Source organism: Nonomuraea sp. NPDC003214, assembly GCF_053590035.1.
In genome coordinates, this window is sequence record NZ_JBSFSX010000005.1 from 193,936 (window position 1) to 218,671 (window position 24,736).

The 24,736-nt window shown below is 72.4% G+C and carries 22 protein-coding genes; 11 read left to right on the forward strand and 11 right to left on the reverse strand.

Going from position 1 to position 24,736, the window contains the following annotated elements; genetic code table 11:
* Nucleotides 1-16 precede the first annotated feature (16 nt).
* Nucleotides 17-490 (forward strand): ion channel, encoded by a 474-nt coding sequence (locus ACWDXC_RS16700; RefSeq protein WP_449982410.1) that lies wholly within the window; start codon nt 17-19, stop codon nt 488-490.
* 48 nt (nt 491-538) lie between these two features.
* Here ACWDXC_RS16700 and ACWDXC_RS16705 read toward each other — a convergent pair whose 3' ends face one another.
* A complete protein-coding gene (locus ACWDXC_RS16705; protein WP_449982413.1) occupies nt 539-1,903 on the reverse strand; it encodes an aminotransferase-like domain-containing protein in 1,365 nt (454 codons plus the stop codon).
* Between the two features lie 49 nt (nt 1,904-1,952).
* Between ACWDXC_RS16705 and ACWDXC_RS16710 the strand changes: the two genes are divergently transcribed.
* Both ACWDXC_RS16710 and ACWDXC_RS16715 read left to right on the forward strand, forming a co-directional pair.
* The gene (locus ACWDXC_RS16710) at nt 1,953-3,143 is read left to right on the forward strand and encodes an aminotransferase class V-fold PLP-dependent enzyme (RefSeq protein ID WP_449982416.1); all 1,191 of its coding nucleotides are present in this window, start codon (nt 1,953-1,955) and stop codon (nt 3,141-3,143) included.
* Between the two features lie 86 nt (nt 3,144-3,229).
* On the forward strand, nt 3,230-4,117 hold the full coding sequence (locus tag ACWDXC_RS16715) for an aminoglycoside phosphotransferase family protein (RefSeq protein ID WP_449983435.1): 888 nt from the start codon (nt 3,230-3,232) through the stop codon (nt 4,115-4,117).
* Nucleotides 4,118-4,185: 68 nt separating this feature from the next.
* Here ACWDXC_RS16715 and ACWDXC_RS16720 read toward each other — a convergent pair whose 3' ends face one another.
* A complete protein-coding gene (locus ACWDXC_RS16720) occupies nt 4,186-4,734 on the reverse strand; it encodes a CGNR zinc finger domain-containing protein (protein ID WP_219509500.1) in 549 nt (182 codons plus the stop codon).
* A 91-nt stretch (nt 4,735-4,825) separates the two neighbouring features.
* Here ACWDXC_RS16720 and ACWDXC_RS16725 point away from each other — a divergent pair, with 91 nt between their 5' ends.
* The gene (locus ACWDXC_RS16725; RefSeq protein WP_449982419.1) at nt 4,826-5,722 is read left to right on the forward strand and encodes a DMT family transporter; all 897 of its coding nucleotides are present in this window, start codon (nt 4,826-4,828) and stop codon (nt 5,720-5,722) included.
* Here ACWDXC_RS16725 and ACWDXC_RS16730 read toward each other — a convergent pair.
* The 9 genes from ACWDXC_RS16730 to ACWDXC_RS16770 all read right to left on the reverse strand — a co-directional run bounded on the left by ACWDXC_RS16730 (nt 5,662) and on the right by ACWDXC_RS16770 (nt 15,191).
* A complete protein-coding gene (locus ACWDXC_RS16730; protein WP_219509502.1) occupies nt 5,662-6,051 on the reverse strand; it encodes a Fur family transcriptional regulator in 390 nt (129 codons plus the stop codon). The two genes, ACWDXC_RS16725 and ACWDXC_RS16730, sit on opposite strands and share 61 nt — an antisense overlap.
* Nucleotides 6,048-6,917, reverse strand: coding sequence for a metal ABC transporter permease (locus ACWDXC_RS16735; protein WP_449982422.1), 870 nt, complete (start codon nt 6,915-6,917; stop codon nt 6,048-6,050). The genes ACWDXC_RS16730 and ACWDXC_RS16735 overlap by 4 nt, the downstream gene beginning before the upstream one ends.
* Entirely contained in the window at nt 6,914-7,699 is a 786-nt protein-coding gene (locus ACWDXC_RS16740) for a metal ABC transporter ATP-binding protein (RefSeq protein ID WP_449982425.1), read from the reverse strand. The genes ACWDXC_RS16735 and ACWDXC_RS16740 overlap by 4 nt, the downstream gene beginning before the upstream one ends.
* Nucleotides 7,687-8,670, reverse strand: a complete 984-nt coding sequence (locus ACWDXC_RS16745; RefSeq protein ID WP_449982428.1) for a metal ABC transporter substrate-binding protein — start codon at nt 8,668-8,670, stop codon at nt 7,687-7,689. Before ACWDXC_RS16745 ends, ACWDXC_RS16740 begins: the two co-directional genes overlap by 13 nt.
* Nucleotides 8,671-8,774: 104 nt before the next feature.
* Entirely contained in the window at nt 8,775-9,635 is an 861-nt protein-coding gene (fdhD, locus tag ACWDXC_RS16750) for a formate dehydrogenase accessory sulfurtransferase FdhD (RefSeq protein WP_364175122.1), read from the reverse strand.
* A complete protein-coding gene (locus ACWDXC_RS16755; RefSeq protein ID WP_449983439.1) occupies nt 9,628-10,467 on the reverse strand; it encodes a 2Fe-2S iron-sulfur cluster-binding protein in 840 nt (279 codons plus the stop codon). The genes fdhD and ACWDXC_RS16755 overlap by 8 nt, the downstream gene beginning before the upstream one ends.
* A complete protein-coding gene (locus ACWDXC_RS16760) occupies nt 10,467-12,269 on the reverse strand; it encodes an NAD(P)H-dependent oxidoreductase subunit E (protein ID WP_449982432.1) in 1,803 nt (600 codons plus the stop codon). Before ACWDXC_RS16760 ends, ACWDXC_RS16755 begins: the two co-directional genes overlap by 1 nt.
* Nucleotides 12,270-12,273: 4 nt before the next feature.
* Nucleotides 12,274-14,175 (reverse strand): molybdopterin oxidoreductase family protein, encoded by a 1,902-nt coding sequence (locus ACWDXC_RS16765; protein ID WP_449982435.1) that lies wholly within the window; start codon nt 14,173-14,175, stop codon nt 12,274-12,276.
* Between the two features lie 38 nt (nt 14,176-14,213).
* The gene (locus ACWDXC_RS16770) at nt 14,214-15,191 is read right to left on the reverse strand and encodes a 2-dehydropantoate 2-reductase (RefSeq protein WP_449982438.1); all 978 of its coding nucleotides are present in this window, start codon (nt 15,189-15,191) and stop codon (nt 14,214-14,216) included.
* A gap of 123 nt (nt 15,192-15,314) precedes the next feature.
* On the opposite strand from ACWDXC_RS16770, the gene ACWDXC_RS16775 reads away from it, so the two are divergent.
* From ACWDXC_RS16775 to ACWDXC_RS16805, 7 genes are all read left to right on the forward strand, one after another.
* Nucleotides 15,315-16,565: a molybdopterin molybdotransferase MoeA gene (locus ACWDXC_RS16775; RefSeq protein ID WP_449982440.1), complete on the forward strand. Its 1,251-nt coding sequence runs from the start codon at nt 15,315-15,317 to the stop codon at nt 16,563-16,565.
* Between the two features lie 83 nt (nt 16,566-16,648).
* Nucleotides 16,649-18,313 carry a thiamine pyrophosphate-binding protein gene (locus tag ACWDXC_RS16780; protein ID WP_219509512.1) on the forward strand — a complete coding sequence of 555 codons (1,665 nt, stop codon included), beginning with the start codon at nt 16,649-16,651 and terminating at the stop codon, nt 18,311-18,313.
* Nucleotides 18,314-18,326: 13 nt separating this feature from the next.
* Nucleotides 18,327-19,550: a formyl-CoA transferase gene (frc, locus tag ACWDXC_RS16785; RefSeq protein ID WP_449982442.1), complete on the forward strand. Its 1,224-nt coding sequence runs from the start codon at nt 18,327-18,329 to the stop codon at nt 19,548-19,550.
* Nucleotides 19,550-21,667, forward strand: a complete 2,118-nt coding sequence (locus tag ACWDXC_RS16790) for an acetate--CoA ligase family protein (RefSeq protein ID WP_449982445.1) — start codon at nt 19,550-19,552, stop codon at nt 21,665-21,667. The genes frc and ACWDXC_RS16790 overlap by 1 nt, the downstream gene beginning before the upstream one ends.
* 165 nt (nt 21,668-21,832) lie before the next feature.
* The gene (locus ACWDXC_RS16795) at nt 21,833-23,239 is read left to right on the forward strand and encodes an Nramp family divalent metal transporter (protein WP_449982448.1); all 1,407 of its coding nucleotides are present in this window, start codon (nt 21,833-21,835) and stop codon (nt 23,237-23,239) included.
* The gene (locus ACWDXC_RS16800) at nt 23,239-23,730 is read left to right on the forward strand and encodes a hypothetical protein (RefSeq protein WP_449982451.1); all 492 of its coding nucleotides are present in this window, start codon (nt 23,239-23,241) and stop codon (nt 23,728-23,730) included. Before ACWDXC_RS16795 ends, ACWDXC_RS16800 begins: the two co-directional genes overlap by 1 nt.
* Nucleotides 23,727-24,695, forward strand: coding sequence for a TerC family protein (locus ACWDXC_RS16805; RefSeq protein ID WP_364175097.1), 969 nt, complete (start codon nt 23,727-23,729; stop codon nt 24,693-24,695). The genes ACWDXC_RS16800 and ACWDXC_RS16805 overlap by 4 nt, the downstream gene beginning before the upstream one ends.
* Nucleotides 24,696-24,736 lie beyond the last annotated feature (41 nt).

Genomic DNA, 24,736 nt, shown 5'->3' on the forward strand with positions numbered 1-24,736 from the left:
TGGGCAACGTCAGGACATGTGGCGACTGATCTGGAACTCCGCCCTGGTCATCGCGCTCTACTACCTCGTCCCGCTGGAGGCCGGCGGGCCCATGTGGCTGAGGTGGGCGCGCGCGGCGGTGTTCGCGGCCGGGGTGGCGCTGGTCGTGGTGGGCGTCGCCCGCGCGGCCAGGCGGCAGGCGACGGCCGAGCCCGGCTCCCTGCCCGCGACCGGCCTGGCGGTGGCGACCGTGGCGGGCGTCGCCCTGTTCGCGCTGGCCGACTACGGGGTGGCCGTCTGGGGCGAGAACGAGTTCGCCGGGCTGCGCACGCGCACCGACGCCCTCTACTTCGCCGTCTCGACGCTGGCCACGGTCGGCTTCGGCGACGTGCACGCGCAGGGGCAGGTGGCCAGGGCGCTGGTGCTGGCGCAGATGGTGTTCAACCTGGTCGTCCTCGCCACGGCCGCGACCCTGCTGACCCGCCGCCTGCGCGAGCGCCGCCACCTGTGACGCCCCTCCCAGGAGGGTGGCGGCCCTCCCGCGAGGGTGGCGCCGCTCTCAGGGGGGTGAGGGCGGCAGCGCGGCCAGGCGGCGGGTGGCCTCGGCGAGGTCGGCCGGGCCCGGGGCGGCGGCGAAGGAGAGCCGCAGGAAGGGGCCCGAGGGCTCGGCGGGGAAGTAGCGGGCGCCCGCGTCCACCGCGACGCCGTGGGCGCGGGCGGCGTCGGCCAGCGTGGTGTCCTGGACGCCGTCCGGCAGGCGTACCCACAGGTGCAGCCCGCCGGCCGGGTGCCGGGTGAGCGTCCAGTGCGGGAGGTCGCGGGCGAGACAGGCGGCGAGCAGCGCGCAGCGCTCACGCAGGGCGGCCGAGAGCGTCCGCAGGTGCCGCTCCCACGCCGGGGTGCTGAGAAGCTCGACGGCGGCCTCCTGGAGCGGCCGGGCGGTGAAGAAGTCGTCGACGAAGCGCATCCCCCACAGCCGCCGCATCACCGGACCGCGCGCGATCACCGCGCCGATGCGCAGGCTGGGGGAGGCGGGCTTGGTCAGCGAGGTGAGGTGGATGACGGTGCCGTCGCGGTCGCCGGAGACCAGCGGGGGCGGCGGCGGGCCGCCGTGGCCGAGGTGGCGGGCGAAGTCGTCCTCGACGAGGAACGCGCCGGCCGCCCTGGCCACCTCCACCACCTGCTCGCGCCTGCCGGGGGCCAGGACCGTGCCGGTCGGGTTGTGGAAGGTGGGCTGGCAGTAGAGCAGTCGCGCGCCGGTCATGGCGAAGGCGTCGGCGAGCAGGTCGGGGCGGATGCCGTCGGCGTCCGTCGGCACCGGCAGCGGGCGCAGCCCGGCGGCGCGGGCGGCGGCCAGCGCGCCCGGGTAGGTGGGCGACTCCATGAGGACCGGGCCGCCGGGGGCGACGATGGCCCTGAACAGCATCGACAGCGCGCCCTGCCCGCCGCCGGTGACGAGCACGTCGTCGGCGGTCACCGAGCCGCCCGCCTGGCGGGCGAACAGCGCGCGCAGCGGCGCGAGCCCGGCCGTCGGGGCGCGGCGCCAGGCGCCGGGACGGCGGGCGGCGCGGGCGAGCGCGGCGGCCAGCGCCCGCGTGGGTTGCAGCGACTCGTGCGGGTAGCCGCCCGACAGGGCGACGGCGCCGTCCGGCAGCGGGACCGGCGGCTCGGCCGAGGCGTCGCGCCCGGCGAGCGCCACCGACTGCCAGGAGGTGTCGGCCCCGCCGCCCTGATCCGCGGGGCGGGCGGCCACGAACGTGCCGCTGCCCGGCCGGGTCACGACCGCGCCCTCGGCGGCGAGCCGGGCGATCGCGCGGGACACCGTGGCCGGGCCGACGTGGTGGCGGACGGTCAGCTCGCGGCTGCTGGGCAGGCGGTCACCGGGGGCGAGCCCGGCGATCAGCTTCCGGAGAGCTGCCACCATCTCAGAAGTGCTACTCTCGGACATGAGAGGAGATGGTAACGCTTCTGAGTTGAGCCCGGAAACGCTTCTGGCCCTGCGGGCCGACACGCCGGGCTGCGAGCAGGTCGTCCACTTCAACAACGCGGGCTGCGGGCTGCTGGCCACGCCGGTGCTGGACGCCATGCTCGACCACCTCCGCCTGGAGGCGGCCATCGGCGGCTACGAGGCGTCGGCCGCCCGCGCCGAGCAGGTGCGCGGCTTCTACACCGAGATCGCCGCGCTGATCAACGCCGGCCCCGGCAACATCGCCTTCGCCACCAGCGCCACCCACGCCTACGCCACCGCGCTGTCGGCGATCCCCTTCGAACCCGGCGACGTCATCCTGACCACCCGCAACGACTTCATCTCCAACCAGATCGCCTTCCTGTCACTGCGCAGGCGGCACGGCGTCCGCGTCGTGCACGCCCCCGACACGCCCGAGGGCGGCGTGGACGTGCCCGCGATGGCCGCGCTCATGCGCGAGCACCGCCCCCGGCTCGTCAGCGCCACCCACATCCCCACCAACTCCGGCCTCGTCCAGCCGGTCGCCGAGATCGGCGCGCACTGCCGCGAACTGGACCTGCTCTACCTGGTCGACGCCTGCCAGTCGGTCGGCCAGCAGCCCGTGGACGTGGCGGAGATCGGCTGCGACCTGCTCACCGCCACCTGCCGCAAGTTCCTGCGCGGCCCGCGCGGCTCCGGCTTCCTGTACGTGTCCGACCGCGTGCTGCGTGACGGCTACGAGCCGCTGTTCATCGACATGTACGGGGCCCGCTGGGTCGCCCCCGACCGCTACGAGCCGGTGGACAGCGCGGCCAGGTTCGAGGACTGGGAGTTCCCGTACGCCACGGTCCTCGGCTCGGCGGCGGCCGTCGCGTACGCCCGCCGGGTCGGCATGGACGCCATCGCCCGCCGCACCCCGGCCCTGGCGGCGCTGCTGCGCGAGGGCCTGGCCGCGATCCCCGGCGTGCGCGTCCTGGACCGGGGCCCGGCGCTGGGGGCGCTGGTCACGTTCGCGATCGAGGGGTGGCAGGCGCGGCCGTTCAAGGCGGCGCTGGACGCGCGCGGCGTCAACTCGGCGCTCAGCTTCCGCGAGCTGGCCCAGTACGACTTCGGCGACAAGGACGTGGAGTGGGCCCTGCGCCTGTCGCCGCACTACTACAACACCGAGGACGAGGTCGGCCACGTAACGGAGGCCGTGGCCGGCCTCGTCCGCCCCTGACGGGAGCCGTACGGCGTCCGTCGCGGCGCGGCCGGAAACCCGGTTGCGGTCCCGGGCGCGGGCACGGAACGCTGGTCTGCGTGGAGATGCACGCAGGTCAGCTGACAGTCACGCCCGAGACGGTCCGCGCGCTCGTGGCCGAACAGTTCCCGCAGTGGCGGGACCTGCCGGTCACGGGCGTCGCCGCCCACGGCACGGTCAACGCCATCTTCCGCATCGGCGACGGGCTGGCCGCCCGCTTCCCCCTGGAGCCCCGCGACGTCGACTCGACGCGGGCCTGGCTCCAGAAGGAGGCGCGGGCGGCGGGCGAGCTGGCCGGGCGTACGCGGTTCCGCACCCCCGAGCCGGTCGCGCTCGGCGAGCCGGGGGCGGGCTACCCGCTCCCATGGTCGGTGCAGACGTGGCTGCCCGGCGTCGTGGCCACGGACGCGGACCCGGGCGAATCGGTCGCCTTCGCCCACGACCTGGCGGCCCTCGTCCACGACCTGCGCGCCCTCGACACCCGTGGCCGCACCTTCAGCGGCTCCGGCCGGGGCGGCGACCTCAAGGACCACGACGCGTGGATGGAGACCTGCTTCACCCACAGCGAACACCTCCTCGACGTCCCCCGGCTGCGCCGCCTGTGGGCCGAGCTGCGGGTCCTGCCCCGCGAGGGCGCCGACGTGATGAACCACTGCGACCTGATCCCCGGCAACGTGCTCGTGTCCGGCGGCCGGCTCGCCGGCATCCTCGACGTCGGCGGCTTCGCCCCGGCCGACCCGGCGCTGGACCTGGTGAGCGCCTGGCACCTGCTGGAGGCCGGGCCGCGCCAGGCGCTCCGCGACGACCTCGGCTGCACCGACCTCGAATGGGAACGCGGCAGGGCGTGGGCCTTCCAGCAGGCGATGGGCCTGGTCTGGTACTACGTCGACAGCAACCCGCCGATGAGCCGCCTCGGCGCCCGCACCCTCCAGCGCATCCTGGCGGCCTCCTAACGGCCGTGCCCGGCTCCCCGCGCCGGTTGCCTCCCTGGGGGAGGGGAGACGGCAGGCCCGACAGGGGGTCAGCCTCGGCGGCGGGCTCGGTAGGCGGCGACGTGCATCCGGTTCCCGCAGGTGCGGCTGTCGCAGTAGACGCGCGACCGGTTGCGCGACTCGTCGACGAAGACGTGCTCGCAGTCGGGCGCGGAGCAGGTGCGCAGCCGTTCCCATTCGCCCTCGACGAGCAGGTGGGCGAGGGCGACGCCGCAGTCGGCGGCCAGGTGCTCGGCGAGGGTGGCGTCGGGCGCGAAGTAGTGGACGTGCAGCGGGTGCCCGTCGTGCTCGGTGAGCCGTGGGGTGATGCGGGTCTCGGACAGCAGCGAGTTGAGGGTGCGCACGGCGGTGGGCTGGTCGGGGGCGACGAAGACGCGGTGGAACGCCTCCCGTACGATGCGTACCTGTCCGAGGTCGCGCGGGGTGAGGGTGCTGATGCCGCTCACCTGGCGCGAGTCGACGAAGGATTGCAGCTCGGCCAGGGTCGCCAGACCGTCGTCCCCTCCTGTGGAGGGCGAGGTGTTGATCAGCTCGACGACGGTGGCCAGCGCATGCACCATGTCATGGCCAAACGGCATATTGACTCCTGTCCGGGCCGGTTCTAGCGTGGTCGCAGCGTATCTCTCCCACGGGGGGTCGGGGGTTTCGGTGAGTGCACATCGTCGTTTCGTGCTGATCGCGATCGCCGGAGCACTGATCATCTCGACCTCCGCCCCGCTCGTGCGGCTGTCGGGGGTCTCGCCCGCGACCTCGGCGCTGTTCCGGTGCGCGTACGCGGTGCCGCCCATGCTGGTGCTGGCCTGGCTGGAGCGGCGCAGGCTCGGCCCGCTGACCGGCAAGCCGCTCTACCTGGCGTGGGTGGCGGGGCTCATGTTCGCGTTCGACCTGCTGTTCTGGCATCACACGATCGACTACGTGGGCGCGGGGCTGGCGACCGTGCTGGGCAACCTTCAGGTGTTCATCGTAGCGTTCGCCGCGTGGGCGCTGTTCCGGGAGCGGCCGTCGACGCCGCTGATGATCGCCACGCCGGTGGTGTTCGGCGGCGTGGTGCTGATCTCGGGGGTGTTCGACAGCGGGGCGTACGGCGCCGACCCGGCGCTCGGGGTGGTGACCGGCGTGGCCACGTCGATCGCGTACGCGGCGTTCCTGCTGCTGATGAAGGCCGGTTCGGGCCGCGCGGCCGGGCCGCTGGCGCACGCGACCGTGGTGGCGACGGTGGCGATCGCGGCGCTGAGCCCGCTGTTCGGCGGGGCGAGCTTCGTGCCGGAGTGGCCGGCGCACGGCTGGCTGCTGCTGCTCGCGCTGGGGCCGCAGGTGCTCGGCTGGTCGCTGATCACCTATTCGCTGCCCCGGCAGCCGGCCGTGCTGACCGCGCTGCTCCTGCTGGTGCAGCCGGTGACGACGGTGGCGCTGTCGGCGATCGCGCTCGGCGAGCGGCCGTCGCCGCTCCAGCTCGCCGGCTGCGCGGTGGTGGTGCTGGGCGTTCTGTACGGGTCGCGGCGGGGTCAGGCCGGGCGCGGCGTGCGCGAGCAGGACGAGCAGGTGCCGAACACCTCGACCGTGTGAGTGATCTCGGTGAACCCGTGCTCGGTGCCGACGGTCTCGGCCCAGCGTTCGACGGCGGGCCCGGCCACCTCGACGGTCCGGCCGCAGCGGCGGCAGACCAGGTGGTGGTGGTGCTCGCCGGTCTCGCACGCCCGGTAGACCGACTCGCCGTCATCGGTGCGCAGCACGTCGACGTGGCCGCCGTCGGCCAGCGCCTGGAGAGCGCGGTAGACGGTGGTCAGGCCGATCTTGGCGCCGTGCTGGCGCATCTCGGCGTAGACGTCCTGCGCGCTGCGGAAGCCCTCGCTCTGGCGGAGGGTGTCGTGCACGGCGTCGCGTCTCGTGGTCATACGACCTCCTCGGCACGCGTGCTTGGCTCGGTCACTGTCGACTCCTGGGATCGGCCTCGGCGTACGAATTTACCCACACCCAGGGCCAGGACGAAGCCGGCCAGGGCAAGAAGCACGATCGAGGCCCCGGGCGGCACCCGGGTGGAGGCGGTGGAGGCGAGCAGCCCGCCCACGGCGGCGACGACGCCGAACAGCATGGCCAGCAGCATCGTGGTGCGGAAGCCGCGGGTGAGCTGCTGGCTGGTGGCCACCGGGATGACCATGAGCGCGCTGACGAGCAGCAGGCCGACCACGCGCATGGCGATGACGACGGTGAGCGCGGCGGTGACGGCGATGAGCAGGCTGAGGAAGCGCACCGGCAGGCCGCTGGCGCGGGCCATCTCCTCGTCCTGGCAGAGCACGAACAGCTCCCTGCCGAAGATCGCGACGACGGCGAGGACGGCGACGGCCAGCGCGCCGATGATCCAGATGTCCTGCTCGGTGACGCTGGCGATGGCGCCGAACAGGTAGGAGTTGAGCTTGGAGTTGCTGCCGCCGGGCGCGATGCCCATGAGCAGCACGCCGCCCGCGATGCCGCCGTAGAACATCAGGGCCAGGGCCACGTCGCCGCTGGTGCGCCCGCGCGCCCTGACCAGCTCGATGGCGACGGCGCCGGCCACCGCGACGAGGACGGCGGTGAGCACCGGCGCGGTGCCGGTCAGGAACCCGAGCGCGACGCCGGTCAGGGCCACGTGCCCGATGCCGTCGCCGAGCAGCGCGAGCCTGCGCTGCACGATGAACGTGCCCACGGCGGGCGCGCAGAGGCCGACCAGCAGCGCCGCGAGCAGCGCGAGCTGGAAGAACTGCCTGTCGAGCAACTCGATCATGCTTCTCCCTGCCAGCCCCGCAGCGGCCCCGCCGTGGCTTCGGCGGCGTGCGGGTGGACGTGCTCGTGTCCCGGCCTGGCGCAGTCGCCTTCGGGCCGGGGCGGCGGGCCGTCGTGCGCGACGAGGCCTTCGCGCACGACGACGCCGCGGGTGATGAGCGGCTCCAGCGGGCCGAGCTCGTGTGCGACGAGCACGATGGTCTTGCCGTCTGCCACCAGCCTGGCCAGCGTGTCGGCCAGGAGCTGCTGGGTGGCGGCGTCGACGCCCGCGGTGGGCTCGTCCATCACGTACGTGTCGGGCTCGCCGGCGAGGGCGCGGGCGATGAGCACCCGCTGCTGCTGCCCGCCGGAGAGCGCCTGGACGGGGTCGTGCGCCCGGTCGGACAGGCGGACGGCCTCCAGGGCGCTCGCCACGGCCGCCCGGTCGGCGGCGCTGGTGCGGCGCAGCCTGCTCTGCCGGGCGATGCGGCCCGAGGTGACGACCTCGCCGACGGTCGCGGGGACGCCGCCGCCGACGGAGAGCCGCTGCGGCACGTAGCCGATGCGCCACCAGTCGCGGAACCTGGCGGGCGGCGTGCCGTACATCAGGGTCTGTCCGCCGGACAGCGGCGTGAGGCCGAGCAGCGCGCGGACCAGGGTGGACTTGCCTGAGCCGTTGGCGCCCATGACGGCGACGACCTCGCCGGGGCTGACGGTGAGGTCGATGCCGCGCAGGATGGGCCGCCGGTCGAGCGTCACCCGCCCGTCGCGCATCTCGAAGGCGGTCTCGGTCAAGGTGTGCATCCCAACGCCGACTGCAGGGTCTTGAGGTTGCCCCGCATGGCCGACAGGTAGTCGCCCGAGGGCTTGCTCTCCAGCGGGTCGAGCACGGCCGTCTTCGCGCCCACCTCGGCGGCGAGCACCTCGGCGACCTTGGGGCTGACCAGGGCCTCGGTGAAGATGGTCGTCACCTTCTCCGCCTTGGCGAGCTTGGCCACCTCGTCGATGCGGGCGGGCGAGGGCTCGGTCTCGGGGTCGAGGGTGATGCCGACCTGCTTGAGCTTATACCGGTCGGCCAGGTAGCCGAACGCCTCGTGCGCGGTCACCATGGTGCGCGTCGCGCAGGTGGTCAGGCCGGTGGCGAGCTCCTTGTCGAGCGCGGTGAGCGAGGCGGCGGCGGTGGCGGCGCGGTCCTTGAAGCCCTGCGCGTGGGCCGGGTCGGCGGCGGCCAGGCGCTCGCCGAGCTTGCCGGCGACGGTGGCCAGGCGGGACGGGTCGAGCCACAGGTGCGGGTCGTAGGCGACCCCGTGGTCGTGGCCCTCCTCGGCGTGACCCTCCTCGGCGTGACTCTCTTCGGCATGGCCTTCCTCGGCGTGGCCCTCCTCCTCGGCGTGCCCGTGCTCGCCGGCCGGGAGCGTGGCCACGGCGGTGGCGGCGTCGAAGGAGCGCTCGGGGTCGACCGCCTCGTCCACGGCGGGCTGGACGCCCTTGATGTAGACGGTGAGCGTGGCGTCCTCGAGCTGGGCCATCTGCTGGGCGCCGAGCTCCAGGTCGTGCGGCTCGACGCCGGGCGCGGTCAGGACGGCCACCTGGGCGTCGGGGCCCGCGATCTGCTCGCTGAGCCACTGCAACGGATAGAACGCGGCGAGGACCTGGGGCTTGCCGTCGGCGGCCTCAGGTGTCGCGCCGGATCCGGCTCCGCAGGCGGTGGTCGTGAGCAGCATGGCGCCCGCGAGGAGCCCGGCGGCTCGCAGGCGGGAATGTCCTGACATCATGTGAGTCAGTATGCTGCAAAATGAAAATGGTTGTCAAAGTCGACCTTGGTAGGGATGCCGAACGGCGTGCTGGGGGCCAGGCGGCGCCGGACGGCATCCCCTCATCACCCCGGTGTTCGCGCGCCGGCAGAGCCGTTGCCGGCGCCCGGGGTGATGTCCAGCCGCCGCTCGCCCGCGTAGACGTTCATCGAGTCCCCGCGCAGGAACCCGATCAGCGTCAGCCCCTCCTCCTCGGCCAGCTCGACCGCGAGCGAGGAGGGCGCGGACACCGCGGCGAGCACCGGGATGCCCCCCATGACCGCCTTCTGCACCAGCTCGAAGGAGGCCCGGCCGGAGACCATGAGCACGGTCGAGCGCAGCGGCAGCAGGCCCTGCCGCAGCGCCCAGCCGAGCAGCTTGTCCACGGCGTTGTGCCGCCCCACGTCCTCGCGCACGCACAGAGCCTCACCCTCGGCCGTGAACAGGCCGGCCGCGTGCAGCCCGCCCGTCCGGTCGAAGACCCGCTGGGCCGCGCGCAGCCGGCCGGGCAGGGCCGCCACCGTCGCCTGGCCGAGCTCGACGGGGTCGTCGTGCGCGGACCAGCGGGCGACCGTGCGCACCGCCTCCAGCGACGCCTTGCCGCAGACGCCGCAGGAGGAGGTGGTGTAGAAGTTGCGCGGCGCGGGCGCCTCGACGCCCGGCGCGAGCCGCACGTCCAGGACGTTGTACGTGTTCCGCCCGTCGGCCAGGGCCCCCGCGCAGTAGCGGATGGTCGCGATGTCGCCGGCCGACGCGACCGCGCCCTCGCTGACCAGGAACCCGGCGGCCAGGTCGAAGTCGTCGCCCGGCGTCCGCATGGTGACGGTCAGCGGCGTGCCGTCGAGGCGGATCTCCAGCGGCTCCTCGGCGGCCAGCGAGTCGACCCTGCGCGTCGGGGCGGAGTCCCTGATGCGCAGGATGCGGCGCTTGACGGCGACCCTAGACATACCCGTACCCGAAGCGGCCCTTGACGCAGAGGTTGCCCTTGGTGACGGGGTTGTCGTGCGGCGAGCTGACCTTCACGATCTTGTTGTCCTGTACGTGCAGCGTCAGGTTGCAGCCGACGCCGCAGTAGCTGCAGATCGTCGTGGTCTGCGTCTGCCGCGACTCGTCCCAGGTCCCGGCGGCGCGCATGTCGAACTCCGACTTGAACGACAGCGCCCCGGTCGGGCACACCTCGACGCAGTTGCCGCAGTAGACACAGGCCGAGTCGGTGAGCGGGGCGTCGAACTCGGTGGAGATGTGCGAGTCGAAGCCCCGGCCGGCCACGGCGATGGCGAAGGAGTTCTGCCACTGGTCGCCGCAGGCGTCGACGCACTTGTAGCACATGATGCACTTGCTGTAGTCGCGCACGTAGAGGTCGTTGTCGACCTTGGCGGGCTGCTCGACCGTGGCCGCGTCCTCGCCGAACCTGCCGGGCTCGGCGCCGTACTCCTCGATCCAGCCGGCCGCCCGAGGGGTGGTCGACAGGTCCACCGACGAGCCGAGCAGCTCCAGCACCACCTTGCGGCTGTGGCGGGCGCGCTCGGTGTCGGTGCCGACGGTCATGCCGGCCTCGACCTTCCTGGAGCAGGCCGGGGCCAGGGTGCGCGACCCCTCGACCTCGACCACGCACACCCGGCAGGCGTTCTTGGGGGTGAGCGTGTCGCCGTAGCAGAGCGTCGGGACGTCCTTGCCCGCCGCCTGGCAGGCGTCCAGGATCGTCGAGCCCTCGGGCACCCGGACGGTCTCGCCGTCGATCTGCACGTCGACGAGCCGCCGGGGCGGCTGGAGCGGGATCACTTGTATACCCCCAAGCGGTCGATGGCCGATTCCACCGCGTTCCATGCGGTCTGTCCGAGGCCGCAGATCGAGGCGTCCCGCATGGTCTGCCCGACCTCGCGCAGCAGGAGCAGGTCGCTCTCGTCCACGCGCTCCGACAGCCGGTGCAGGGCCTCCTCCTGCCGTACGGTGCCCACGCGGCAGGGCACGCACTGGCCGCACGACTCGTCCCTGAAGAACTCGGCGATGCGCAGCAGGATGTGCTTGAGATCGACGGTGTCGTCCAGCACGAGGACGACGCCGGAGCCGAGCGTGGCGCCCGCCGCCCGGGTGCCCTCGAACGTGAGCGGCACGTCCAGGTCCGTCACGAACGCCCCGGCCGCGCCGCCGAGCAGCACCGCCTTGAGCGTCCCGGCGGGCCGGGCCAGGTCGAGCAGCTCGCGCAGCGTCGCGCCGAACGGCAGCTCGTAGATGCCGGGCCGGTCCACGCTGCCCGACACGCAGAACAGCTTGGTGCCGGTCGAGCCCTCGGTGCCGACCGCCGCGTACGCCTGGGCGCCGTGCTCCAGGATCGGCAGCACGTTGACCAGCGTCTCCACGTTGTTGACCACGGTCGGCTTGCCGAACAGGCCCTTCTCCACCGGGAACGGCGGCTTGCTGCGCGGCTCGCCGCGGAAGCCCTCGATCGAGTTGAAGATCGCGGTCTCCTCGCCGCAGATGTACGCGCCCGCGCCCCGGCGCAGCTCGATGTCGAAGGAGAAGCCCTGGCCCAGGATGTCCGCGCCGAGCAGGCCGCGGGAGCGGGCCGTGGCCATCGCGTGCTCCAGCCGCCGCACCGCCCGCGGGTACTCGCCCCGGATGTAGAGGTAGCCCTTGGCGCAGCCGGTGGCGTAGGCGGCGATCGTCATGGCCTCGACGAGCGCGTACGGGTCGCCCTCCATGATCACACGGTCCTTGAAGGTGCCCGGCTCGCTCTCGTCGGCGTTGCACACCAGGTAGTGCGGGTGGTCCGGCTGGCGGGCGGTGGCGTCCCACTTCCGGCCCGTCGGGAAGGCCGCGCCACCCCTGCCGACCAGGCCGGACTCCAGCACCTCCCGGATCACGCCCGCCGGGCCGAGCTGGAAGGCCCGCCGCAGCGCCGCGTAGCCCCCGGTGGCCCGGTAGGCGTCCAGGCTGGCCGGGTCGACCACGCCGATCCGTTTCAGCAGCACCAGGCCGTCGCGCCCGGCCTGGGGCACGGCCGCCTCGGCGGGCGGCTCCCAGCCGGCCGGCCCGGAGCCGTTCGAGCTCGCCGGCGCGGTGACCTCGTCCCCGTGGAAGGGCCCGTACACCTCGGTGGCCGGGGTCTCGCCGGCCTCGATCGCCAGGGCGGCCGGGGCCCGCTCGCACAGCCCCAGGCACGGGCTGGGCTGCCAGGACGAGCCCGCCGGCCCGAGCCGCGCCTCGACGCGCTTGCGCACGTCCTCGGCGCCGCGCGCCTGGCAGGCCAGGTCGGTGCAGACGTGCAGCACCCGCGCCGGACGCGGCTTGAGCGACAGCAGCGAGTAGAACGACGCCACCCCGTACGCCTCGGCGGGCGGGACGGTGAGGCGGCGGCAGATGTAGTCCAGCGCCCCCTCGCTGATCCACCCGACCCGGTCGTTGACCGCGTGCAGGGCGGGCAGCAGCAGGTCGCGGGCCGGTTCGGGGCGAGCCGCGTAACGCAGCTCCGCCTCCGTCCTGGCGCCGCCCTCCCAGCCGGTGGCCGGCGGGCCGAGCAGCGCGTCGACGGCGGCGCGCTCCTCGGCGGACGGCTGCGCGTCACGGAACCTCAGATCCATCTGTTCACCCGGCCTTGACGAGCTTCTCGACGCGTACGGCTGCCGCCTTGAACTCGGCCGTGCCCGCGATGGGGCAGGTGGCCTCGATGGTCAGGGCGTTGGTGTCCACCTCGTCCGGGAAGTGGAACGTCATGAACACCAGCCCGGGCCGCAGCCCGGGGTCGATGAACACCGGCGCGACCACCGAGCCGCGCCGCGAGCTGATCCGCACCTCTTCACCGGCGACCAGCTCCAGCCGCTCGGCGTCCTCCGGCGACATCTCGACCGTCTCGCCCCGCCGCAGCGGCGAGGCGAACCCCGACGACTGCACGCCGGTGTTGTACGAGTCCAGCCGCCGCCCGGTCGTCAGCCGGAGCGGGTACTCCTCGTCCAGCAGGTCGACCGGCGGCGAGTGGCGCAGCACCGCGAACGGCGCGGGCGTGCCCCGCTTGACCGGGTCGCTCTCCCACAGCCGTCCGTGCAGGTAGGGCGGCTCGATGGCGTCCTCCGCCGGGCACGGCCACTGGATGCCGTGCAGCTCCTCCAGCCGCCGGTAGGTCATGCCGCCGTGGTCGGGGGACAGGGCGCGCAGCTCGTTCCAGACCTCCTCGGCGCCGTCGTAGTGCCAGTCGTGGCCCAGGCGGCGGGCCAGCTCGCACATGATCCAGATGTCGTCGCGCGCCTCGCCGGGCGGGTCGAGGGCCTTGCGCACCCGCTGCACCCGCCGCTCGCTGTTGGTGAACGTGCCGTCGGCCTCGCACCACGCGGCGCTGGCGGGCAGCACCACGTCGGCCATCTGGGCGGTCTTGGTGAGGAAGATGTCCTGCACGACGAGGTGGTCGAGCATGGACAGGCGCTTGATGCAGGCCAGGGAGTCGGCCTCGGACTGCACCGGGTTCTCGCCGATGAGGTAGCAGGTGGTGACCTCGCCCTCGGCCATCGCCTCCAGCATCTGGGTCAGGTTGTGGCCGTAGCGCGGCTGGATGCCGACGCCCCAGGCCGTCTCGAACTTCCGCCTGATCGCCGGGTCGAGGAGGTCCTGGAAGCCGGGCAGCCGGTTGGGGATGGCGCCCATGTCGCCGCCGCCCTGCACGTTGTTCTGGCCGCGCAGCGGCGACAGGCCCGAGCCGTAGCGGCCGACGTGGCCGGTCAGCAGGGCCAGGTTGATCAGCGCCCGGACGTTGTCGGTGGCGTTGTGGTGCTCGGTGATGCCGAGGGTCCAGCACAGCTGGGCGCGGTCGGCGCAGGCGTAGGCGTGCGCCAGCTCGCGGACGGCGTGCGCGGGCACGCCGGTGACCTGCTCGGCGGCGCTGAGCGTCCACGGCTCGACGCACGCGCGGAACTCCTCGTAGCCGGTCGTGGCGCGGTCGATGAACTCCTGGTTCTGCAGCCCGGCGTGGATGATCTCGCGGGCGATGGCGTGGGCGAGCGGGATGTCGGTGCCCACGTTCAGCCCCAGCCACAGGTCGGCCCACTGGGCGGTGCCGGTGCGGCGCGGGTCCACGGCGAACATCCGGGCCCCGTTGTGGATGCCTTTCAGCACGTGCTGGAAGAAGATCGGATGGGCGTTCCGCGCGGCGGAGCCCCACATCACGATCACGTCGGTGTCCTCGACCTCCTGGTAGGAGGAGGTGCCGCCACCGCTGCCGAACACGGCCGAGAGCCCCGCCACGCTGGGCGCGTGGCAGGTGCGGTTGCAGGAGTCCACGTTGTTGGTGCCGATCACCACGCGGGTGAACTTCTGCCCGACGTAGTTCATCTCGTTGGTGGAACGGGCGCACGACAGCATGGCGAAGCTGTCGGGGCCGTGTTTGTCGACGTTGCGCCGGAACCCCTCGGCGGCGCGGGTCAGCGCCTCCTCCCAGGTGGCCTCGCGCAGCACGCCGTCCTCGCGCACCAGTGGACGGGTCAGGCGGTCATAGCTCATGATCCCTCCATTCTGTATACAATCTACGGTATGCCTCGCTAGACCGCTCGGACAAGGTTCTCCGCCAGGAGGTCGCTCACCGCGTGGATCGCGCGCAGCGTCGGCACCTGCGCGCCGGTCAGGTCGGCCAGCTCGACCACCGCCGCGAGCAGCACGTCCAGCTCCAGCGGCTTGCCCTTCTCCAGGTCCTGGAGCGTGGACGTCTTGTGCTCGCCCGCCTTCTCGGCCCCGCGCAGCCTGCGCTCGATGGAGATCCCGGGATCGCAGCCGACGTTCGCCGCCACCTCCACGGTCTCGCGCATCATGGCCCGCACCAGCTCCCTGGTGCCGTCGTGGCGGCAGATCCCGGCCATGGTCGCCCGGGCCAGCGCGCTGATCGGGTTGAAGGCGATGTTGCCCATCAGCTTGATCCACACGTCGCGCCGCAGGTCCCGCTCGACCGGGCACTTGAGCCCGCCGGCCACCGCCGCGTCGCTGAACGCGGCGCACCGGCGCGTCAGCGTGCCGTCGGGCTCGCCGATGGAGAACCGGGTGCCCTCCAGGTGCCGGATGACGCCCGGCTCCTCGATCTCGGTCGCGGCGTAGACGACGCAGCCGATGGCCCGTTCCAGGGGGAGCGCCGCGCTGACCGCCCCTCCCGGGTCGACGCTCTGGATGCGGTAGCCCTCGTACGGGCCCTTGAGCCCGTGGAAGTACCACCAGGGGATGCCGTTCTGCGCGGCGATGATGCTCGTGGCCTCGTGCAGCAGTGGCTTGATCATGGGGCCCGCGGCGGCGTAGCTGTTCGCCTTGAGGCCCAGGAAGACGTGGTCCACCGGGCCGACCTGGTGGGGGTCGTCGGTGGCGTGGGGACGGGCGACGAAGTCGCCCCTCGGGCTGAGCGCCCGCACACCGGATCTGCGTATGGCGTCCAGGTGCTCACCTCTGGCGATGAGGTGCACCTCGACTCCCGCCCTGTGGAGGGCGGCGCCCACGTACGCGCCGATGGCGCCGGCGCCAAGAACAGCGACCTTCATGCTGCGCTCCGTTCTCGCGTCGGATCGTATGTCCGGCCCCCCGGCCCACCGCGGGCCGGTGGATGCGACCCGCAGTGCATTCGGTATACAGTATGGAAAATTTGGGGTCAAGGGAGCCGCTTCATGACCGTTCTCCGTGACGAACCCGTGCTGGAGGCCCTGTCCTGGGCCGCCGCCAGAGACCTGGCCGCCGGATGCGCCCGTCCGCTCGATCCCGTCCCGGTGCCGCTCGCCGACGCCGCCGGCCGCCGCCTCGCCGATCCGCTGCGGGCCCTGGTGCCCGTCCCCGGCGTGGACGTGGCCGCCATGGACGGCTACGCGGTCTGCGGGCCGCCGCCCTGGCGCGTCGTGGCCCACGTCCTCGCGGGCGGCGCGCCGTACGCCGGGGCGCTGTCGCCGGGGGAGGCGGTCGAGATCGCCACCGGAGCCCCGGTCCCGGCCGGCACGTCGGCGGTCCTGCCGTACGAGCAGTCCGTCCGCCCATCGGGCGGGGCGCGCGCATCGGGAGGCGCGCTGTGGGTCGGCGGCGACGCCGAGGACGGCCGCCACGTGCGGCGGCGCGGCGAGGACGTCGCCGAGGGCGCCGTCGTGCTGGGGGCCGGCGCGCTGGTGAGCCCCGTGGTGCTCGGGCTCGCCGCGGCGCTCGGCCACGACACGCTCCGGGTCCGCCCCAGGCCCCGGGTGCGGGTCCTGGTGACCGGTGACGAGGTCGTCGGCCACGGCCTGCCTGCTCCGGGCCGGGTCCGCGACGCCATCGGCCCCTTCCTGCCGGGCCTGGTCGCGTGGGCGGGCGGCCGGCTCACGGAGAGCGTCCGCCTCCCCGACGGCCCCGGCCCGCTGCGCGACGCCCTCGCGCCACGGGGCCGCCGCGACGGCTTCCCGCGTGACGCTCTCGCGTCCGGTGCTCCCGCCGAGGTCGTGGTCGTGTGCGGGGCGTCCTCGAAGGGGCCCGCCGATCACCTGCGCGGGGTGCTCGCCGGCCTCGGCGCGGAGGTGCTGGTGGACGGGGTCGCGGTACGCCCCGGCCACCCGCAGCTGCTGGCGCGGACGCCGCACGGGACGTGGGTCGTGGGCCTGCCGGGCAACCCGTTCGCGGCCCTGGCGGCGGCGGTGACGCTGCTCGCGCCGATGCTGCGCGCGATGTCCGGCCTGGAGGCGCGTACGGAGGTGAGCGCGCTGGCGGGGACGGTGCGGACGCATCCGAGGGACACGCGGCTGGTGCCGGTGCGCCGGTCGGGCCGCGGCGCGGTGCCGGTCGGGCACGACCGGCCGGGATCTCTGTGGGGCGCGGCGATGGCGGATGCCCTGGCCGTGGTGCCCGCGGGGTGGTCCGGGGAGCCGGTCGAGCTGATCGAGTTGCCCGAGGGGGGCTAGACAGGCCGGTGACGGCAGGGTAACCATTGCGTTCATACGGTATGCAGTATGCGGGAGACAGTCGCTGGGAAAGGGACGCATCGATGTCGGAAACGATCTCTGGCGGTCATCTGGTGGCCAAGGCGCTCAAGGCCGAGGGCGTGGACGTGATCTACACGCTCTGCGGCGGGCACATCATCGACATCTACGACGGCTGCGTCGATGAGGGCATCGAGGTCATCGACGTGCGCCACGAGCAGGTGGCCGCGCACGCGGCCGACGGCTACGCGCGCATCACCGGCAAGCCCGGCTGCGCGGTGGTCACCGCCGGCCCCGGCACGACGGACGCGGTCACCGGCGTGGCCAACGCGTTCCGCGCCGAGAGCCCGATGTTGCTGATCGGCGGGCAGGGGGCGCTGAGCCAGCACAAGATGGGCTCGCTGCAGGACCTCCCGCACGTCGACATGATGACGCCGATCACCAAGTTCGCCGCGACGGTGCCGAGCACGGAACGGGTGGCCGACATCGTGTCGATGGCCTTCCGCGAGTGCTACCACGGCGCGCCGGGCCCGTCGTTCCTGGAGATCCCGCGCGACGTGCTGGACGCGAAGGTGCCGCTGGAGAAGGCGCGCATCCCGAAGAACTACCGGGCCTCCACCCGCCAGGCCGGCGACCCGGAGGCCGTCGAGAAGCTGGCCGACCTGCTGGCCCACGCGGACAAGCCGTGCATCCTGCTCGGCAGCCAGGTGTGGACCTGCCGGGCCACGGACGCGGCGATCGACTTCGTCCGCCAGCTCAACGTGCCCGCCTACATGAACGGCTCGGCCCGGGGCACGCTGCCGCCCGGCGACCCGCACCACTTCCAGCTCAGCCGCCGCTACGCCTTCACCGAGGCCGACCTGATCATCATCGTCGGGACGCCGTTCGACTTCCGGATGGGCTACGGCAAGCGGCTGTCGCCGACGGCGACGGTGGTGCAGATCGACCTCGACTACCGCACCGTCGGCAAGAACCGGGACATCGACCTGGGCATCGTCGGCGACGCCGGGCTCATCCTGGCCGCCACGGCGCAGGCGGCCAGCGGCCGGGTCTCCGACTCGGCGGCCAGGCGCAAGGAGTGGATCGAGGAGCTGCGCGCGGTCGAGGCAGCGGCCTACGACAAGCGGCTGCCGCGCCAGCTCTCCGCCGCCCAGCCGATCGACCCGTACCGGCTGGTCCACGAGATCAACGAGTTCCTCACCGAGGACACCATCTACATCGGCGACGGCGGCGACATCGTCACCTTCTCCGGCCAGGTCGTCCAGCCCAAGTCGCCCGGCCACTGGATGGACCCGGGCCCGCTCGGCACGCTGGGCGTCGGCATGGCCTTCGCGATGGCGGCCAAGCAAGCCAGGCGCGACAAGGAGGTGCTGTGCCTGTTCGGTGACGGCGCCTTCAGCCTCACCGGCTGGGACTTCGAGACGATGGTCCGCTTCGACCTGCCGTTCATCGGCGTCATCGGCAACAACTCCTCGATGAACCAGATCCGCTACGGCCAGGCCGCCAAGTACGGCGAGGACCGCGCCCGCGTCGGCAACACGCTGGGCGACATCCGCTATGGCGAGTTCGCCGAGCTGCTCGGCGGCTACGGCGAGGAGGTCCGCGACCCGGCAGAGATCCGCCCCGCGCTGGAGCGGGCCCGCGAGTCCGGCAAGCCGTCGCTGATCAACGTCTGGGTCGATCCCGACGTGTACGCGCCCGGCACCATGAACCAGACCATGTACAAGTAGGGCAGGTCCCGACATGAAGGCACTCGAAGGTGTCCGCGTCCTCGACATGACCCACGTCCAGTCCGGCCCGTCCGCCACCCAGCTGCTCGCCTGGCTGGGGGCCGACGTGGTCAAGCTGGAGTCGCCGACCGGCGACATCACCCGGCAGCAGCTCCGCGACCTGCCGGACGTCGACAGCCTCTACTTCACGATGCTCAACTGCAACAAGCGCAGCATCACGCTCAACATGAAGAGCGAGCGCGGCAAGGAGCTGTTCACCGAGCTGGTGAAGGGCGCCGACGTGCTGGTGGAGAACTTCGGCCCCGGCGCGGTCGACCGCATGGGCTTCACCTGGGACCGGCTCCAGGAGCTCAACCCGCGCCTCGTCTACGCCTCGATCAAGGGCTTCGGCGCCGGCCGCTACGCCAAGTTCAAGGCGTACGAGGTGATCGCCCAGGCGATGGGCGGCTCGATGTCGACGACCGGCTTCGAGGAGGGCCCGCCGCTGGCCACGGGCGCGCAGATCGGCGACTCGGGCACCGGCATCCACGCGGTGGCCGGCATCCTGGCGGCCCTCTACCAGCGCGAGCGCACCGGGCGCGGCCAGCGGGTGCAGGTCGCCATGCAGCACGCGGTGCTCAACCTGTGCCGGGTCAAGCTGCGCGACCAGCAGCGGCTGGCGCACGGCCCGCTGCGCGAGTACCCGAACAGGACGTTCGGCGACGAGGTGCCGCGCTCCGGCAACGCCAGCGGCGGCGGCCAGCCCGGCTGGGCGGTGCGCTGCGCGCCGGGCGGGCCGAACGACTACATCTACGTGATCGTGCAGCCGGTCGGCTGGAAGCCGCTGTCGGCCATCATCGGCCGCCCCGAGCTGGCCGACGACCCCGAGTGGGCGACGCCGGAGGCGCGGCTGCCGAAGCTGGACAAGATGTTCCAGCTCATCGAGGAGTGGACGATCCGGCACGACAAGTGGTCGGTGCTGGACCGGCTGAACGCCGAGAACATCCCGTGCGGCCCGATCCTGTCGACCAGGGAGCTGGTGGAGGACGAGAGCCTGCGCGAGGAGGGCATCGTCGTCGCGGTCGACCATCCCGAACGCGGCGAGTTCGTGACCGTCGGCAGCCCGCTGCAGCTGTCGGACTCGCCGGTCGACGTCAGGACGCCGCCCCTGCTGGGCGAGCACAACCAGGAGATCTACGGCCCCCTCGGCGTGAGCCCCGAGGAGCTGGCCGAGCTGAAGACGAACGGAGTCATCTAGTGAGTGCAGTCAGGGACATCCTGGACAAGGCGCTCGCCGAAGGCCGCACGGCCCTGACCGCCCCGGAGGGGCGCGGGATCTGCGAGGCGTACGGCATCGCCACCCCGGGCGAAGGGCTGGCCACCTCGGCGGCCGAGGCCGTGTCGATCGCGGAGGACATCGGCCTCCCGGTCGTGCTGAAGATCGTCTCGCCGGACATCCTGCACAAGACCGACGCGGGCGGCGTGCTGGTCGGCCTCAGGACCGCCGAGGAGGTGCGCGACGGCTTCGAGACCGTCATGGCCAACGCCCTGGCCCACAACCCGGGCGCCCGTGTCGACGGCGTCCAGGTGCAGCGGCTCGTCGGCGGCGGTCACGAGGTCATCGTCGGCGCGGTCACCGACCCGACGTTCGGCAAGGTGATCGCGTTCGGGCTGGGAGGTGTCCTGGTTGAGGTGCTCAAGGATGTTACTTTCCGGCTTGCCCCGGTTTCGGCGGAAGAAGCCCTGGGGATGCTCGACGACATCAAAGCGGCGGACGTGCTGAAAGGTGCCCGTGGTGCCGAGCCCGCGAACCGGGAGGCCCTGGCGGCACTGATCGAACGCGTCGGCAGGCTGGTGAGCGACTTCCCCGAGATCACCGAGATCGACCTCAACCCCGTCTTCGCCGACGCCCGCGGCGCCGTGGCCGCCGACGTGCGCATCCTCATCGGCGAGGCCCCCGCCGAGGTCGGCCGGCTGCCCCGCGAGCGCATCCTGGAGCAGATGACGCGGATCTTCAAACCGCGCTCCGTCGCCGTCATCGGCGCCTCCGCCGAGACCGGCAAGATCGGCAACTCCGTCATGCGCAACCTCATCAACGGCGGCTACCGGGGCCGGATCTTCCCGATCAATCCCAAGGCCGACGACATCATGGGGCTGCCCGCGTACAAGAGCATCGCCGACGTGCCGCACGACGTGGACGTGGCCGTGTTCGCCATCCCCGCCAAGTTCGTGCCCGCCGCGCTGGAGGAGGCCGGGCGCAAGGGCGTCGGCGGCGCCATCATGATCCCGTCGGGGTTCGCCGAGACGGGCAACGTCGAGGGCCAGGCCGAGATCGTCGAGATCGCCCGCAGGCACGGCGTGCGCATGCTCGGCCCCAACATCTACGGCTACTACTACACGCCCGAGAACCTCTGCGCGACCTTCTGCACCCCCTACGACGTGCGCGGCGGTGTCGCCCTCACCTCGCAGAGCGGCGGCATCGGCATGGCCATCCTCGGCTTCAGCCGCACCACCAAGATGGGCGTGTCGGCGATCGTCGGCGTCGGCAACAAGGCCGACGTGGACGAGGACGACCTGCTCACCTTCTTCGAGCAGGACGACAACACCCGCGCCGTCGCCATGCACCTGGAGGACCTCAAGGACGGGCGCGGCTTCGTCGAGGCCGCCCGCCGCGTCGTCAAGGAGAAGCCCGTCATCGTCCTCAAGGCCGGCCGCACCGCCATGGGCGCCCGCGCCGCCGGCTCCCACACGGGCGCGCTCGCCGGCGACGACAAGGTCTACGACGACATCCTGCGGCAGGCCGGCGTCGTGCGCGCCCCCGGGCTCAACGACATGCTCGAGTACGCCAGATCGCTGCCGATCATGCCGACGCCCCGGGGCGAGAACGTCGTCATCATCACCGGGGCGGGCGGCTCCGGCGTGCTGCTGTCGGACGCCTGCGTCGACGCGGGCCTGACGCTCATGGACATCCCGCCCGACCTGGACGAGGCCTTCCGCGCCTACATCCCCCCGTTCGGCGCGGCGGGCAACCCCATCGACATCACCGGTGGCGAGCCGCCCTCGACCTACGAGAACACGGTCCGCCTCGGCCTCGCCGACGACCGGATCCACGCGCTGGTCCTGGGCTACTGGCACACGATCGTCACGCCGCCGATGGTCTTCGCCGAACTCGTCGCCCGCGTGGTCGCCGAGGAGCGCGCGAAGGGCAACGTCAAGCCGGTCGTCGCGTCACTGGCCGGGGACACCGAGGTCGAGGAGGCCAGCGAGTACCTGTTCGAGCACGGAGTGGTCGCGTACCCGTACACGACCGAGAAGCCCGTGGCGGTGCTCGGCGCGAAGTACCGCTGGGCCAGGGCAGCCGGACTGCTGGGCTAAGAGCCGAGCCGCAGCAGAGCCAGGCGAGGGGGCGCATTCGGGGCAGCGCAGGAGAACCAACAAATCCCCCCAGGAGGTCCGTAGGTGGACACATCAAAACCCCCGGCGACGTCTGCGCCGCCGGTCGAGGACGAACGAGTATGGAAAGCGGGCCGGCTGGAGCCGATGCCCATCAGGAAACTCCCCGACGCGCCTCCCTCGGTGCACATCCTCGGGCCCACCGTCTTCCTCGTGGCCCTCGGCGTGGGGATGGGCGAGTCGTACATGTGGCCCCGGCTCGTGCTGCTGTTCGGGCCGGAGATCAGGTGGCTGTTCCTGATCGGCGTGACCCTCCAGGCCGTGGTCATGCTGGAGATGGCCCGCTACGCGATGGCGACGGGGGAGAGCATCTTCTCCGGCGCCGCCCGCGTCTTCAAGCCGCTCATGTGGTTCTTCTTCATCGTCGCCATGGCCGTCTACATCTGGCCGGGACACCTGTCCGCCGGGGCGGCGGCGCTGGAACAGATCTCCGGCATCCCCTGGATGGTCACCGCCGTCGCCGGGCTCATCCTGGTCGGGGTGATCTTCAGCTTCGCCAAGGTCATCTACAACCTGCTGGAGAACGTGCTGTCGCTGCTCATCGGCGCACTCGTGATCGGCACCGCGGTGGTCGCCGCGATGGTCGGCTCCTGGAACGACGTCGTCACCACGATCACCGGCATGTTCGCCTTCGGCTACCTGCCGCCCGAGGCCATGACGGCCGCCTGGTTCCCCGTCATCGTCGGCGCCTGCGCCTTCGCCGGGCCGTCCGGCATGCAGCAGATGTGGTACACGCTGCACCTGCGGGCCTCCGGCGCCGGCATGGGCGCGCACATCCCCAAGGTCCACGGCCTGCGGCACGCCGGCGAGGAAGAGGCCATGCCCTCGCGCGGCTTCATGTTCGACACCGAGGACCCGGCCGAGATGGCCAAGTGGAAGGGCTGGCGCCGCTGGGTCACCTTCGACGCCTTACTGCTCTTCTGGGGCATCACCATGCTCGTCACGGTCTCCTTCACGGTGATCGCCCAGGCGGCCGTCCGGCAGAACCCCGGCGTCCGCGACGTCATCCAGAACGAGGAGCGGGAGGTCGCGCTCACCGCGATGGCCGACGCCGTCTCCTCGGCGGGCAGCTCCGTGCTCGGCGTGATCTTCCTCGGGTTCATCGCGCTGATCGGCCTCAACGCCACCCTCGGGCTGTTCGACTCCTTCTCCCGCGGCCAGGCCGACATGACGTACAACTTCGTGAAGGGCGCGAAGAAGCTGCGCATGTCACACCTGTACGCGGGATTCCTCTGGGGTGTGATCATCTTCGGCATCCTGATCCTGCTGTTCGGCCCCGCTGACGGGCCGGCCGGGATCCTGGACACGCTGGCGTTCCTGTCGACGTTCGCGATGGGCGCCTACTGCGTAACGCTGCTGCTGGTCAACAACCGCATGCTGCCCAAGCCGATCAGGCCGAGGTGGTGGTCGAACGTGATCATCGGGTGTGGCGCGGTCTTCTACCTCGGCATGCTGTTCTACAGCCTGTTCGCCTTCGGCGTGGTCGTGGGCTGATGATCGATCGGCACAGCCTCGAACTCGCCCTGCCAGGGGCGTCGATCGGAGCCGTCGCCGGCGCCATGGCCGGTGGGCTGACCCTGTTCGCCGGGGTCCCCACCGGCCTGGCCGCCCTGTCGGCCCTCATGCTCGCGCTGCCCCTCGGCCTCTTCGGCGGCCTGTACGGGGTCCTGCTCGGCCGGGGCGTCTTCCGGCCCGGCACCTTCGGACCGTGCGGGCTGTACTGGATGGCGGCCTTCCCGCTGTCCAGGCTCGTCCAGGAGAGCGTCGCCGGGACCGGCGGCCTGGCCGGCGGGGCCGGAGGCTTCCTGCTCTACCAGGCGATGGTCTCGCTCGGCTTCGCCATCGGCTTCGTCTGGATCCACGAGCGGCTCATGCCGCACTGGCTCCTCCGCGTCGCCCCCGCCAACCCGCGGGCCGAAGCGCTGCTCGGCCTGTACGTCCATCACGCCGAGGCGCTGCGCGCGCGGAAGGGAGCCGGCCGATGAACCTGCCCGGCTGGGTGTGGCTCGCCACGATCGGCGGCTTCGCCCTCGTCCTGGCGCTGGACTTCTACCTCGTCGCACGAAACCCGCGCGAACCCACCTTCAAGGAGTGCGTGGGCTGGGTGTCGTTCTACGTGGGCCTGGCCGTCCTGTTCGGGATCGGGCTGCTGGTCGTGTCGGGCCCCGGCCACGGCGGCGAGTTCTTCGCCGGCTGGATCACCGAGTACTCGCTCAGCGTCGACAACCTGTTCGTCTTCCTGCTGATCATGAGCCGCTTCCAGGTGCCCCGCCAGTATCGCCAGAAGGTGCTGCTCATCGGCATCGTGCTGGCCCTGCTCATGCGGGGCGCCTTCATCGCCGCCGGCGCGGAGGCGGTGTCGAGGTTCGACTGGCTCTTCTACGTCTTCGGCGCCTTCCTCGTCTACACCGCGTGGAAGCTCGTCGGGCACGAGGAGGACGAGGCCGAGTTCTCCGAGAACCTCGCCCTGCGCACGGTCCGCCGGGTGCTGCCCACCACCGACACCTACCACGGCGCCCGCCTCACCGTGCACCTGGGCCGCAGGATGGTGACGCCGATGCTGATCGTCATGGTCGCCATCGGCACCACCGACCTGCTGTTCGCGCTCGACTCGATCCCGGCCATCTTCGGGCTCACCAAGGAGCCGTATCTCGTCTTCACCGCCAACGCCTTCGCCCTCATGGGGCTGCGGCAGCTGTTCTTCCTCATCGGCGGCCTGCTCGACCGGCTCGTCTACCTGAGCAAGGGCCTGTCGGTGGTGCTCGCCTTCATCGGCGTCAAGCTCATCCTGGAGGCGCTGCACCACGACGGCGTGTCGTGGGCTCCGGAGATCCCGATCCTCGTGTCGCTCGGGGTCATCCTCGGCACCCTGGCGGTCACCACGGTGCTGAGCCTGGTCAAGTCGTCGCGCGACGCCCGGAAGGAGGTCGCCGAACCGGTGGAGCGCTGACCACGCCGCGCGCCGGGGGCGTCCGTCCCCCGGTGCGCGGC